This window comes from Thalassotalea sp. SU-HH00458, from assembly GCF_040362795.1.
GTDB lineage: Bacteria > Pseudomonadota > Gammaproteobacteria > Enterobacterales > Alteromonadaceae > Thalassotalea_H > Thalassotalea_H castellviae.
This window is the reverse complement of sequence record NZ_BAABWW010000013.1, coordinates 36,384-50,358: the sequence shown is the minus strand read 5'-3', so window position 1 is coordinate 50,358 and position 13,975 is coordinate 36,384. Positions and strand designations below refer to the sequence as shown.

Annotated in this window: 11 protein-coding genes and 1 riboswitch; of the genes, 6 read left to right on the top strand and 5 right to left on the bottom strand. The window is 37.4% G+C overall.

What is annotated here, in order from left to right:
* Positions 1–76 precede the first annotated feature (76 nt).
* Positions 77–3,088 (bottom strand): ribonuclease E, encoded by a 3,012-nt coding sequence (rne, locus tag ABXH06_RS16805; protein WP_353518954.1) that lies wholly within the window; start codon positions 3,086–3,088, stop codon positions 77–79.
* A 595-nt stretch (positions 3,089–3,683) separates the two neighbouring features.
* Between rne and rluC the strand changes: the two genes are divergently transcribed.
* Together rluC and ABXH06_RS16795 are read left to right on the top strand one after the other, a co-directional pair.
* Positions 3,684–4,640 (top strand): 23S rRNA pseudouridine(955/2504/2580) synthase RluC, encoded by a 957-nt coding sequence (gene rluC / locus ABXH06_RS16800; protein ID WP_353518953.1) that lies wholly within the window; start codon positions 3,684–3,686, stop codon positions 4,638–4,640.
* A 12-nt stretch (positions 4,641–4,652) separates the two neighbouring features.
* Positions 4,653–5,306, top strand: coding sequence for an HAD family hydrolase (locus ABXH06_RS16795; RefSeq protein ID WP_353518952.1), 654 nt, complete (start codon positions 4,653–4,655; stop codon positions 5,304–5,306).
* Positions 5,307–5,377: 71 nt separating this feature from the next.
* Here ABXH06_RS16795 and ABXH06_RS16790 read toward each other — a convergent pair whose 3' ends face one another.
* Both ABXH06_RS16790 and gloB read right to left on the bottom strand, forming a co-directional pair.
* Positions 5,378–7,030 carry a LysM peptidoglycan-binding domain-containing protein gene (locus ABXH06_RS16790; protein WP_353518951.1) on the bottom strand — a complete coding sequence of 551 codons (1,653 nt, stop codon included), beginning with the start codon at positions 7,028–7,030 and terminating at the stop codon, positions 5,378–5,380.
* A 111-nt stretch (positions 7,031–7,141) separates the two neighbouring features.
* Positions 7,142–7,951: a hydroxyacylglutathione hydrolase gene (gene gloB, locus ABXH06_RS16785; RefSeq protein ID WP_353518950.1), complete on the bottom strand. Its 810-nt coding sequence runs from the start codon at positions 7,949–7,951 to the stop codon at positions 7,142–7,144.
* Between the two features lie 132 nt (positions 7,952–8,083).
* On the opposite strand from gloB, the gene ABXH06_RS16780 reads away from it, so the two are divergent.
* Together ABXH06_RS16780 and ABXH06_RS16775 are read left to right on the top strand one after the other, a co-directional pair.
* Entirely contained in the window at positions 8,084–8,854 is a 771-nt protein-coding gene (locus ABXH06_RS16780) for a class I SAM-dependent methyltransferase (RefSeq protein ID WP_311584806.1), read from the top strand.
* A 64-nt stretch (positions 8,855–8,918) separates the two neighbouring features.
* On the top strand, positions 8,919–9,677 hold the full coding sequence (locus ABXH06_RS16775; RefSeq protein ID WP_353518949.1) for a Nif3-like dinuclear metal center hexameric protein: 759 nt from the start codon (positions 8,919–8,921) through the stop codon (positions 9,675–9,677).
* 60 nt (positions 9,678–9,737) lie between these two features.
* Here ABXH06_RS16775 and ABXH06_RS16770 read toward each other — a convergent pair whose 3' ends face one another.
* The gene (locus tag ABXH06_RS16770; RefSeq protein WP_353518948.1) at positions 9,738–10,355 is read right to left on the bottom strand and encodes an ElyC/SanA/YdcF family protein; all 618 of its coding nucleotides are present in this window, start codon (positions 10,353–10,355) and stop codon (positions 9,738–9,740) included.
* A gap of 394 nt (positions 10,356–10,749) precedes the next feature.
* A riboswitch (Lysine riboswitch) is annotated at positions 10,750–10,946 on the top strand.
* 101 nt (positions 10,947–11,047) lie between these two features.
* Between ABXH06_RS16770 and lysC the strand changes: the two genes are divergently transcribed.
* Positions 11,048–12,418 (top strand): lysine-sensitive aspartokinase 3, encoded by a 1,371-nt coding sequence (gene lysC / locus ABXH06_RS16765; protein WP_353518947.1) that lies wholly within the window; start codon positions 11,048–11,050, stop codon positions 12,416–12,418.
* 85 nt (positions 12,419–12,503) lie between these two features.
* On the opposite strand, the gene queC is transcribed toward lysC, so the two are convergent.
* Positions 12,504–13,187, bottom strand: a complete 684-nt coding sequence (gene queC / locus ABXH06_RS16760; RefSeq protein WP_353518946.1) for a 7-cyano-7-deazaguanine synthase QueC — start codon at positions 13,185–13,187, stop codon at positions 12,504–12,506.
* A gap of 75 nt (positions 13,188–13,262) precedes the next feature.
* Here queC and queE point away from each other — a divergent pair, with 75 nt between their 5' ends.
* Positions 13,263–13,937 carry a 7-carboxy-7-deazaguanine synthase QueE gene (queE, locus tag ABXH06_RS16755; RefSeq protein WP_353518945.1) on the top strand — a complete coding sequence of 225 codons (675 nt, stop codon included), beginning with the start codon at positions 13,263–13,265 and terminating at the stop codon, positions 13,935–13,937.
* Positions 13,938–13,975 lie beyond the last annotated feature (38 nt).

Genomic DNA, 13,975 nt, shown 5'->3' with positions numbered 1-13,975 from the left:
ACTACTTATGTAAATAAAAAAGCGGAACAAGTTTAATCCTGTTCCGCTTTTATTTTACTTATATATTGTCGAAGACTTAAGGTTTAGTAGGTCCTGCAGCGCTTCTATTTACGACATGTGAAACCATCGCCATACGACCTGAAATAAGTGCCGCTTTGCGATCTTCATTACTATAAAATTCACGTGGAATTTCATTTACGGTATTAATAGTTACAGGTTTAGCCATAGCCGAAGAAGCGCGATGTTGAGTTCTCACTTTCTTGGTTATTTTCTTTAACTTAGCCGGTACTTTTGCAGTCGCTTCTTTACTTTTTACTTTCGTTTCAACTTTTTCAGCTTTTACTGCTTCGTCAGTGTTAACCTCAACTTTTTCGGTCTTGGCAATTTCAACAGGTTCAACGGTAGTTGTTTCAACATTGACTGGCGCTAGTTTTTCTGAATCCGATTTTGCATCTTCAGTATCTGCCTTTGCTTCTACAACTGTTGTTTCGTTAGTTTCAACAATAGCTTCTTTTTCTGAAATTGATTCTTCATTGACTTCAGTTACAGCCTTTTCTTCTTTAGTTTGCTCTTTGCTTTGTGCAACAGCAGCTTCAAAAGGCTTAGCTTCAGATGAAGTCGTTTCTGCTTGCTCTGTTAACAATTCGCCTTGAACACTTGATTTGCCATTTGTTTGATCGGCATTTGTTTCATCGGCTTTGTTGACAGAAGTGGTTTGCTCTGGCTTAGCTTCAGCTTTTTCAATTGCTGGCTCAAACGGTAGATCTTGCTGAATTTCAGTTGAGTTAGTCGCTTGAACAGCTGTTGATTCGTTTTCAGGGTAACGTGTTTCAATTGGATCAACGTTATTATCAAAGCTATTAGTCTCTGTTGCTTCTTTAACATCATTGTTTTGACGACGACGTTGACCATGTGAGCGTAGATGACGAGGAGAACGTCTATTTCTAGGACGTTGTTCATCACGAGCCGGCTTGTCAGTTTTTGCTACGTTTGTAGCATCTTGTTGCTCGTTTGCTTGAACTGCTACGTCTTTTTCAACATCTTTCGCTTTTGGCGCATTACTTTCGTTAGCTTTTACCGGCGCTTTATCTTCAGTTACGCGTACTTTTTTACGATTATTGCGACGTTGACGACGTTCCGCTACTTTCTCTTCTTTAGGCTTTTGATTACGTGCTGCTTGAGGTTTACGATTAGGCTTGTTTTGACCTTCACTCGTTTCTTGTTGCTCTTTCGCTGTACGTTTGTCATTGCGTTTATCGTTTTTATTGTCGTGTCGATTATTGCGACGTTGACTATTACGGTTCCGCTGCGGACGACGTTCTTGATTACGGCCTTTATTCTGACTGTTAGACTTATCCGCTTTTGGTTTTTCTTCTTTAACTTCTTCGGTAAATAATGATTTTAACCATTTAGTGACACCCGCAAATAGACCTTCAGATTGCACCGCTTCTTTTTTAACTTCAACTTTTGGCGTTGAAGGTGCTTGTTTTGGTGCAGACATGCCTTGTAGAAGTGGTTCATCTTTTTTAACTGCCGTGTGATCAAACTTCGGCATTACGGCTTCTTCAGCGGTGGCTTCTTGTATTTTAACAAGATAACTTGCTTCTTCTACCGATTCATCTTTACGAACACGCACCACTTCATATTGTGGTGTATCCATGTTCGGATTAGGAATGATTAAGACACGAACCCCATGATGTTTTTCAACATGAAAAACAGAACGACGTTTTTCATTTAATAAGTAAGTAGCTACAGGTACAGGTACTTGTGCTTGAACTTGTTGGGTGTTGTCTTTAATTGCTTCTTCTTCCATTAAACGAAGTACGGATAACGCAAGAGACTCTACACCACGGACATGGCCCGTACCGTTACAACGAGGACAAACACCTTGGCTTGTTTCACCAATAGAAGGGCGAAGTCGTTGACGAGACATTTCTAAAAGTCCGAATCGTGAGATCCGACCTAATTGGATACGAGCACGATCAGGTTTAACAGCATCGCGCATACGGTTTTCAACTTCACGTTGATGACGCACTGGTGTCATATCGATAAAGTCGATGACCACTAAACCACCTAAGTCACGCAAACGTAATTGGCGGGCAATTTCATCAGCTGCTTCTAAGTTGGTATTAAACGCGGTTTCTTCGATATCACTCCCTTTTGTTGCGCGGGCAGAGTTAATATCTATTGAAGTCATGGCTTCAGTAGGATCAATGACAATTGAACCACCAGAAGGTAAACGTACTTCACGTTGAAATGCTGATTCTATTTGCGACTCGATCTGATAATGCGTGAATAATGGTACGTCATTATCATAAAGTTTTATTTTACTTAAAAAGTCAGGACGCATTACTTCGATACGTTGTTTAACACTTTCATACGTTTTTGGACGATCGATAAGTACTTCACCTATATCACGGCGTAAATAATCACGAATAGCACGAACAATTACATTACTTTCTTGGTGAATTAAAAAAGGAGCAGGGCGACTCTGAGAAGCCGTTTCAATACGCTGCCAGTAATCTAATAAAAGATTTAGATCCCATTCTAATTCATCATAATCTTTACCAACACCTGCGGTGCGAACAATTAAGCCCATGCCTTTGGGGAGTGATAATTTGTTTAACGATGCTTTTAAATCCGTTCGCTCATCGCCTTCAATGCGACGAGATATGCCACCTGCTCGAGGGTTGTTTGGCATCAATACTAAATAGCTACCGGCTAGACTGATAAAGGTGGTTAAGGCTGCGCCTTTTTGACCGCGTTCTTCTTTATCAATTTGAACAATAACTTCTTGGCCTTCTTTTAACACGTCTTTAATGTTAGGGCGGCCTTGAAATGTATAACCTTTGGGGAAGTATTCACGGGCGATTTCTTTCATAGGTAAGAAACCGTGACGCTCAGCACCGTAATCAACAAAAGCCGCTTCTAATGACGGCTCGATACGAGTGATTTTTGCTTTATAGATATTGGCTTTTTTTTGTTCGTGACCTGGACTTTCGATATCTAGATCATAAAGTTGTTGACCATCAACAAGCGCTACACGCAATTCTTCTGATTGTGTAGCATTGATTAACATACGTTTCATAGTTTTTGTGACTCATTTATGTCACAACACACTATTTGCTTAGTGCACAAAGCAATCTGTCGCTAAGGTAACAGCGATTTGTCAACCTCTCGGGTGTCATCTTTATTACGCCATATTACGCAATAAGCTGTTAAAAATTTCTGATTGTCACTCTTACAACAAGGTTTACCTTATTGTTACTGTATTCTTTATGTGCTCAGCAAGCGTGCTGTGCTCTTTTGATAACCGTTTACTTAGTGATAATCCGCTTAAGACTTTTCTTAAGTGTCGCTATCATTTGAAAAAGGTAAAAGTTATCAATTCTTATTTAAAAAGTGCTTTATTCTCGCTGGACTAAATTGTTTATGCGTTCTAATTGACATGATATTTAAGTCATTTTCGCAATTGGCCGTTCTGTTAATAAGTCATTTTTGTCGTAATGCCTATTAATGTGGCCGCAATTTGCCTCTTACGTTTCGCTAAAAGCTTCCATTACTGTGTTGCAAGGTTAATTATAATGCAACTTTACTATTATCCCATTCTTTTTATGAAAAACGCAATAAAATCGTAAGTTTATTTAGCTGAAACCATAAAAAAGTGTGATAAACTCCCGCCTATGACTGAAAGTAATAAACCCCAAGTCAGATTTATCACTGTTGACAGTGAAGATGCTGGCCAAAGAATCGACAATTTTCTCTTAAAAACGCTTAAAGGTGTGCCGAAAAGCATGATCTATAAACTTTTGCGTAAAGGGGAGATCCGTGTCAATAAAAAACGTTGTAAACCGGAATACAAGTTGGTGAATGAAGATATTCTTCGTATTGCGCCTATTCGGGTTTCTGAAAATACTAACACTGTTTCTACGCAGTTGAATGTGGTTGCTAACTTAGAAAAACAAATATTATTTGAAGATGACAGATTAATAGTTATCAATAAACCTTCGGGTATGGCTGTTCACGGTGGTAGTGGCCTTAGTTTTGGTTTAATTGAAGCTTTAAGGGCATTAAGACCAGAAGCGAGAATGTTAGAATTGGTACATCGCCTCGATCGAGATACTTCTGGTTGTTTAGTTGTGGCAAAAAAACGTTCAGCGTTACGAAATCTTCATGAGCAATTAAGGAATAAAAAGGTTCAGAAGTTCTATCATGCGTTAGTGAAAGGCCGTTGGTCGGCTAAATTAACTAAAGTGACTGAATCTTTAAAGAAAAACGATTTAAAATCAGGTGAGCGGGTGGTTATTGTTGATAACATCAATGGTAAAGAATCTGAAACGCGCTATAAAGTATTACAACATTTTCAAGGTGCTACTTTAGTGAGAGCGTTTCCGGTCACCGGTCGTACCCATCAAATTCGTGTTCACTGCCAATGTAAAGGACATCCGATAGCGAGTGACGCTAAATATGGTCATCCTGCTTTTGATGCGGATATGAAAGCAAAAGGCTTAAAACGTTTGTTTCTTCATGCCGCAAGTATTGAGTTTACTCATCCATTGACTGAGCAACGCTTAAAAATTGAAGCCCCACTGGAACCTTCGTTAGAAAAATTATTAAAACAATTAAAGCAAGAGCAATAGGTTTTAAGTTCGATGCATCACTATAAAGTTATTATATTTGATTGGGACGGTACGGTAATGGACTCCGTTGAACGTATTGTTTCTTCCATGCTTTCCGCAGCAAAAGACGTGGCGTTAACTGTCCCAACGGTAGATCAAATTAAACAAATTATCGGTTTAAGCATACCTGAAGCCACGAAAAAATTGTTTCCACAAAGTACTCCAGAACAAGCTGAAGCTTTGCGGTTAAGTTATAAAAAGCATTATGTTGAAATAGATGAAACGCCTACACCGTTATTTTCCCATGCAGAGCAGTTATTTACAGACTTATTAGCTCAAGGTAAATATCTTGCTGTTGCGACAGGTAAAGGGAGAGATGGTTTAGAAAGAGTTTTTGAACTATCTAATACAAAGCATTATTTTCATACTTCTAGGTGTGCAAAAGAGTGTAAGTCAAAGCCCGATCCGGATATGCTCAATCAAATTTTAACCGAATTAAACATTGATGCTAGTGAAGCTGTAATGATCGGTGATACTACACATGATATGTTGATGGCGAAAAATGCCAATGTCGATCGAATTGGCGTAACCTTTGGTGTTCATGATCATCAGGCGTTAAGTGAATATCAACCTAAGGCAATTGTTGACTCTTTATTAGCACTATCAAATTTGCTAGTTAAATCATAAATTAACTGATTTTTGATGAAGAAAAGGCACGCGATGACGTGCCTTTTTTGTCATTGCTAATCTATCTGATTTTATATCGCATTGGTTACATCAACGGATAATTTTAGCATTTGGCCCGGCTGTAGATATTTTTTGCGATTTAATTGGTTCCAACGTTCAATATCTTTAATTGAGACTTTAAATTTGTCTGCAATTCTTGCAAAAGAGTCACCACGTCGAACTTTATAGGTAATGTTTCGCATGATTGCTTGTTCATTAGGAGATACTTGTGTATTTGATAAAGTATTACTCGTTACTTTCGCCTTTTTCCAAATAACAAGTTTTTGGCCAAGCCTTAAAGTATCTCTTGGTGCCATACCATTCCATTTTGCTAATTCACGGTAATTTACGCCATAGCTTCGACTAATATCCCAAAAGTTATCACCTGAAACAACAGTATGAATGATTTTTTCACTGCCTCGTGGGGTATTTTGTTTTTTCGCAAGTCGTTGATCTTGACTTAATATGTAAGCATTTAATGATTTTGCTGCAACAGGAATTAATAAATGTTTACCAGCACGAATATTATTGCCCCGAAGGTTATTTACTTGTTTAATCACTCCAATATCGGTATTAAATTTTTGCGCGATTTTTCCTAAACTATCACCATTTTTAATACGATAACGTTGCCAAGCTAAGCGATCTTTTTTGCTAAGCGTTTTTAAACCCGCTTTAAATTTTTCTACTTTATGATTAGGGATGACTAAATAATGTGGACCTTTTGGATCGGTAGCCCATCGATTATAACCAGGATTTAAATGTTGTAATTCTTTCAACGACAGTTCAGCAAGTTCAGCTGCTTTCGCTAAGTCAATTTGTGAGCCAATATTAACGGGTGTGATCACACTTTTATTTTCGATTTCAAAAAGTTTAATGTTGAAATCAGCTGGCCGCTTTACTAAATCTGCTAACGCTAGCAACTTTGGTACGTATGCCCTTGTTTCTTTTGGTAAATCGAGTGACCAAAAATCAGTTGGCATATTACGGCGAGCATTATTTTTCACGGCTCGTCTCACTCGTCCTTCCCCAGAATTATAGGCGGCGAGTGCTAATAACCAATCACCGTCAAAAAACTTATGTAAGTATTGCAGGTACTTGATAGCCCCTTTGGTTGATGCAATAACATCACGTCGACCGTCATACCACCAGTTTTGCTTCATGCCAAAACGAGTACCTGTACCTGGAACAAATTGCCACATTCCTGAAGCTCGTCCGTGTGAATATGCAAAGGGATCAAATGCACTTTCTACGATAGGTAACAATGCCATTTCAAGGGGCATATTGGCTGCTTCAAGTTCTTCAACTATAAAGTGCATGTAAGGTTTTGCACGTTTTGCTACTCGATCTAAATAATTTTGGTTTTTAGCGTACCAATTTCTTTGCACAACAACACGACGGTTTTGTTCAACAGGGAAAGTGAGTTGCTCTCTAATGCGCTGCCAAATATCGTCACTGGTATTGATATCGTCGGCTAAAGAAATCTCTACATCATTGACGGGGTGTATAACATCTGCTGTTTCATCGGCAAGTAAGGCATGACTGATATCTACAGGAGTTGCGATATTATCGAAAATTTCAATAGAGTTAGCAGAACGGTTAGTCGTTTGTTGTTCATCATTGTAAGTTGTTGATTGGCAACCCACTAAAATAAATGCGGCGGAAAGTGTAAAAGATATATATTTCATAAAAATTTAGTTATTTTTTCTTGATGTTTAGTGTCACTTATTTGGCGATGAGGATCAACAAGGTAAAGCAATTATATATAACGATTAAGGTGTTAAATACTTTACCATTATTTAAAAGTTATCTTTCCAACCACGTAAGTTAGTAAATGTTTCTAGTGTTGAGTGCATTGTCCTCTCAAAATATTCTTCAACGCTTTCTCGTATTTTTTCATCATGACAGCGTAAAAAAGGGTTAATTTGTTTTTCGCGTAAAATAGATGAGGGTAAGGTTATTTTGTCTTCGGCTCTAATTGATTTTACTTGGTTATAATAATGAATTAATTCGATATTTGTTGGATCTACCGTTAAAGCAAAAGTCAGATTGGCTAACGTGTATTCGTGAGTGCAATAAACGCGAGTTCGTTCGGGGAGTTCTGATAAACGATTTAATGACGTGTGCATTTGTTGTGGTGTGCCTTCAAAAATTCGTCCACAACCACCAGAGAATAGGGTGTCACCACAAAATAAAATATCATCTGCATAATACGCAATATGGCCTAAGGTGTGACCAGGCAAATCAATCACGTTAAAGATTAAATCAATATTTGGCAATTCAACGGTATCTCCTTGTTGCAATTTTTGCGTCGCAAATGGGATATTTTCTTGTAATGGGGTATAAATTGCTAACGGCCACTGTTTATTTTGGCAATATTGATGAAGTTCTTCAATGCCGCCTATATGATCTGCATGATGATGGGTAATTAAAATTGCGGTGAGTGTTTTGTTATGTTTTTCTATATATTCGATACAAACTTTGGCATCACCGGGATCAACTAACACCAAATGTTCACTACTCTTTGAAGTAATAGTCCAAATATAATTATCTTTGAATGCTTTTATTGGTGAAATAATATGTTTAGCTTTAGGTAATTGATTATTCATAACAGCCCCCTTACAACTTTATGGTTATTATACTGTCAGTACTTTAATTGTAACGATTTTATTTACCGTTAATAATTGTGCTCATTATTCAATAGTTTTATAGTTAACTGATACTTATTGATTGAATAAAACATGAAACCAGCGCTAGCTTTTAGACAACCTCATTCACCGGCATCTTGGTCTGAATTACCGAACGGTGATTTAATTTTAGCTGAAATTAATCAGCTTTTAGCGCCATGGTGGCCGAAATTTTTTGGTTATCACTTATTAAAATTAGGCGCCTTGAGTAGCTTCGTTGATAGTCAAACGTGTCCTATCAAACACCATGTTGCTTTATTAGAACATCAAAAAACCGTTAACGATAATAATGTTGCCGTTTTTGCAGAGATAGATGATCTGCCATTTTTAGAACATAGTGTGGATGTTTGTTTATTAAGCCATGCGTTAGAATTTTCCTTAGATCCTCATCATGTTATTCGAGAAGCTAACCGTGCTTTAATACCCAACGGTTATTTGGTCATTTCCGGATATAATCCATTTAGTTTAGCGGGACTTAATAGTTTTATTCCCTTTAGACGGCAACATTCTCCGTGGAGCGAACGTTTTTTTTCGGCTATGCGAGTTAAAGATTGGTTACATTTAATGGGTTATGAAATTTTAATGGATGAAAAATGTTTACATTCAACCTTAGCTAATAATATTAGCCAAGGGTTTATTTCAAGGCATTGGCGAAAATTCGCTCAACGATTTTTTCCCAATTTTGGCTCTGTTTATGTGATCGTTGCAAAAAAACGAGTGTTACCATTAACGCCTATTAAACCTAAATGGAAATTACGTACCCAACTCAATCCGGTGAATGTTTCAACATTAAATTCGTCCCGGCAGCAAAAAAAGTGTAAATAAGATGCTTTTATTGATGCAAATTAGCTAACATTGTCACCATGAAATTTTTATAAAGTGCCTACCAATGACAAGAAACGAATTTGAACGTTATTTAAATAACTTATTAAAGCCAGAACAAATCAAAGACTTTTGCCCAAACGGTTTACAAGTACAGGGTAGTGAAACCATTAATAAAGTTATTACCGGTGTCACGGCCACGCAAGCGTTGATTGATCGCGCCATTGAAGAGAATGCCGATGCAATTGTTGTCCATCATGGCTACTTTTGGAAAAATGAGTCGTATGTGATCCGGGGTATGAAGCATCAAAGAATCAAAGCATTATTAACACATGATATTAATCTTTTTGCCTACCATCTGCCGTTAGATATTCATCCTGTACTAGGGAATAACGCACAACTTGCAAAATTATTAGCAATAAACACCACTGGCCCTCTTGAACTTGGCAATCCACTAAGTGTTGCAGTGCAGGGGGAATTTTCACAAGCGATTTCAGCCTTAAATTTAACCGAGCGTATTAATATGCAATTAGGCAGAGAGTGTTTGCATATTGCTCCGCCATCGAATAAACCCATAAAAACTATTGCTTGGTGCAGTGGTGGTGGCCAAAACTATATCGAACTTGCCGCTGAGCAAGGAATAGATGCCTTTTTATCCGGAGAAGTCTCTGAACAAACCACGCATGTAGCGCGCGAAATGGATATCCATTTCTTTGCTGCAGGCCATCATGCCACTGAACGATATGGTGCAAAGGCTTTAGGAGATTACTTACAAAAAGAATTATCGCTAGACGTGCAGTTTATTGATATTGATAATCCTGTATAAATGTGACGTTAACTAAGTTGATGATTAAACTTCATGCTTGTTTTCTATGAAATAAAAAATTTAATCATCAGATTTTAACCATTGCACAAATAGTCCGACACTTTCATACCATGCATTTGTTGACTGGGTTAAATTATGGCTTTTCGGTAAATAGTAAGACCAATTTTTTTCACTATCGATATTTTTAACCCATTGACTGGCGGGTGCAGGTGTTACTGCAACGCCATGTTGTTTAAAATAATTCAAGGCTCGCAGCATATGATCAGCATTTGTCACTAAGACAACATGTTTTCCTTTCACCCTTGGCGCGATTAATTCAGCTTCTTCCTCAGTATCTTTTGGAAAGCTTTCAACAATAATTTTTCTCTCTGGTACCCCAAGTAACATGGCCGCTTGCTTAACATTTACTGCATTTGATTTATTATTGTCAAAAGCAGCGCCTGAGGTTATTAATTGAGCTTCAGGGTGCAATTTTAAAATTCGTAATGCTTCGACTAAACGTTGCAATGAACAAGGAAATAATTGCGAGGTAGCGGGGAGCTCAGGATTAGTGGTGTTACCACAGCCCAAAATAACAATGTAATCGACAGGTTTATCACTGTATTGATAACTTTTAAAATTGTTTTCTATAGGGTGCATCACCCGATCAGAAACATAGCCCGTAGATAATAATATCAATAAGCAGCTGGCGCTTAATAAACATTTAAAACTCAGTGACGGTTTTTTATAAAACAAAATCAAAGCTAGTATTAATAATAATGATATTAGGCTTAAGGGCATGATCAAAAAACTTATGATCTTTTTCAGTAAAAACAAATCCATTTTTATTCAGTAAATAAATTGCAAAAAATAATGGTATCAAGCTTTTTGTATAAATTCAGTAGGTCAATTAATTTTCAAGATATTTTTTATCGATTTTTTTATCTTACGAATATAAATTAGGCAATTAAGTTATTGATTAATCGTATCAGATGGGGTTTAATTGCACCGCTGTTAAATTAGACTAAATACTCAAATATTGAATAGCTTTGAAAAGTATTCACTCAATTAAAGGTATTTAAATTTGATTTAACACTCCAGAAGAGGAGCAATAGCTAGGTAGATAACACGAGGAAACCACATTCCTATGACTGTTATTGAGGGAGACTATTGCCGAGGGTATACAGAAACGTGGGGTCTGTTGCTCGGTCACTAAGGTTGAATCCTTAGGATTGTCACCTCTGTTTGGCAATATTGCCAAGTAGAATAGGGTGGAGAGCTTCTGGCTGAAAAGTTAAGCTTTGTACTTTTAATACATCTCTTCATTCAGTCATGCTCTTCCTTGATGTAAATTTAGCTAAATTGATTTAGCAAAATAGGGAGACCTTATCATGTCAGTCATTTCTAACAATGATGATAATCTGATCACCGTATCAAAGTTTGGTGGCACTAGTGTTGCTGATCATCAAGCCATGCTTCGTTGTGCGCATATTATAAAAAATGATCCGACAAACCGTGTTGTGGTTGTTTCAGCTAGCTCAGGCGTCACTAACTATCTTGTACGATTGAGTCAAGCCAATGTTTCAGTAGATGAGCAAAAGCAATTAATTGATAATATAAAAGAAATTCAATTTAAAATTCTTCAAGAACTAAAAGATAGTAAAGCGTTAGAAACGAAAATATTAACGCTTATTGATGAACTAACCGCGTACGCTCAAGCTCAATCGCTTAACCATAGTGCACGCATTGCAGACGCCATTTTATCTTTTGGTGAGCAAATGAGTTCAGTAATTTTTGCGCAAGTTTTACAATCTATTGGTGTTAATGGACATGCGTTTGATGTTCGCCAAATGATGAAAACTAATAGTTTATATGGTCAAGCGGTTGTTGATATCGAACAATTGGCAGACTGTGCTGAAAAAATTCTAAAGAAAAAATTAACGGATCAGGTGATCGTCACGCAAGGTTTTATCGGACAAAACGAAGCAGGTTATACAACCACGCTAGGTCGTGGTGGCTCAGATTATAGTGCTGCGTTAATCGCTGAAGCCCTCAATTCTTCAAGTTTAGCGATTTGGACTGATGTGGTTGGAATCTTTACAACAGACCCGCGAATTACCGATCAAGCACGTGCGATCAAAGAAATTAGTTTTGGTGAAGCTGCTGAAATGGCTACTTTTGGGGCGAAAATTTTACATCCTGCCACTTTAATTCCGGCCATGCGTAAAAATATCCCTGTGTTTGTTGGCTCCAGTAAAGAGCCAGAAAAAGGTGGAACTCGTATTCAGAAAACGGTGGAATCAAAACCCACTTATCGTTCTATATCATTGCGTAAAGAACAAACTTTGGTGACGGTAAAAAGCCCTGCAATGCTCCATGCTAGTGGTTTTCTTGCCAAAGTTTTTGCGGTACTTGCTAAGCATGAATTAAGTGTCGACTTGATCACAACCTCAGAAATTAGTGTCGCGATGACATTTGATAACCCAACGGGCTCAACACAAGCGTTATTAAATTCTACTGTTGTTGACGAATTAGAACAACTTTGTGAAGTGTCTGTTGAAAATGGATTGTCGTTAGTTGCTGTTGTCGGTAATAGTATTCATAAAACAAACGGGGTTGGTACGAGTATTTTTGATGCGTTATCGGGCATTAATGTTCGAATGATTTGCCAAGGTGCCAGTGAACATAATTTATGTTTCTTGGTGAATGAAGCGCAAGCGAATGAAACTGTGGAAAAACTGCATAACACTTTGTTTGCGTAATTAGTTTACGCGGGTTAGGTTAATTTAGTTAGTTTCAGATAAAAAGGTGTTGATATTACAACACCTTTTTATTTTTTATGGCAATTTAAATTTCATACGCTAGTGGATCTTCAACGTTGTTATCGCGAAATGCTTCTAGCCTTTCTTGGCAAGCACCACATTTACCACAAGCTTTTTCACGGCCATTGTAGCATGTCCATGTTTGGCTATAATCTAATGCCATTTTTATTCCATCCGTTAAAATATCAGATTTTGTAACGGTTAAATACGGACTGAAAATTTCCACAGCCTCATAATTAGCAATTTGACAAACATCATTCATTTTCTCGACGAATTCAGGACGACAATCTGGATAGATTGCATGATCACCAGAATGCGCTCCGTAATAAACTTGTGCTGCACCAACAGAGACAGCATAACCAACGGCTAATGAAAGTAAAATCATGTTTCGATTAGGAACAACCGTTGATTTCATCGTTTCAGCTTCGTAATGACCTTCTGGAATATCAATTTTATCGGTTAAAGAAGAACCAGCTAATAACTGATTAATCGTCGTAATATCAATGACTTTATGTGGAATGTTTAACTTTTCACACACGTCACTCGCACATTGCAATTCTTTAACGTGTCGTTGTCCATAATCAAACGATAATGCATACACCTCTTTACCGTCTTTTATCGCACGATTAAGCACGGTGAATGAATCCATGCCCCCAGAATAAATAACAATGACTTTTTTATTAATATTACGATTGATTTTGCTGCTCATGTTTGGACTCTCTGGGGTATAATAGAAAACTTGCGCATTTTACTTGAAATTTCTTCGGCAATAAAGAACGCTATTATGACGACAAAATACAAAATAAACGAATTATTTGAAACAATTCAAGGTGAGGGGGCTTTTACTGGTCAACCCTCTATTTTCTTACGTTTACAAGGTTGTCCTGTTGGCTGCTCTTGGTGTGATACCAAACATACTTGGGAAATTAATTTATCAGATGAAGTAGATCAACAAGTGATGATCAATAAAACGGCGGAGTCTGATAATTGGGCGGCATTAACAAGCGAAGATATCTTGGCAATTTTTAATCGTCAAGGTTTTCAAGCAAAACATATTGTCATTACCGGCGGTGAGCCATGTATGGTGGATTTAACACCACTGTGCACTGTCTTTGAAGCGCAAGGTTACAGTTGCCAAATTGAAACCTCAGGTACCTTTGAAATACAAACCACAGAAAATTGTTGGGTGACGGTGTCGCCAAAAGTCAATATGAAAGGCGGTTATAAAATATTGACTTCGGCGATGCAAAGAGCCAATGAGATCAAACACCCTGTCGCTACCGAGCAGCATGTTGATGATTTAAAGGCATTATTAGTTGAACATGCGGTGACCGCAAAGCCAATATATTTACAACCTATTAGTCAAAAAGAACGAGCAACACAATTAGCCATTAAAACTTGCATTGAAAATAATTGGCGGTTATCTATTCAAATACATAAATACATTGGTATTGAGTAAATTTTTTAACGATCACAATAATGGTTATTGAATCGAAT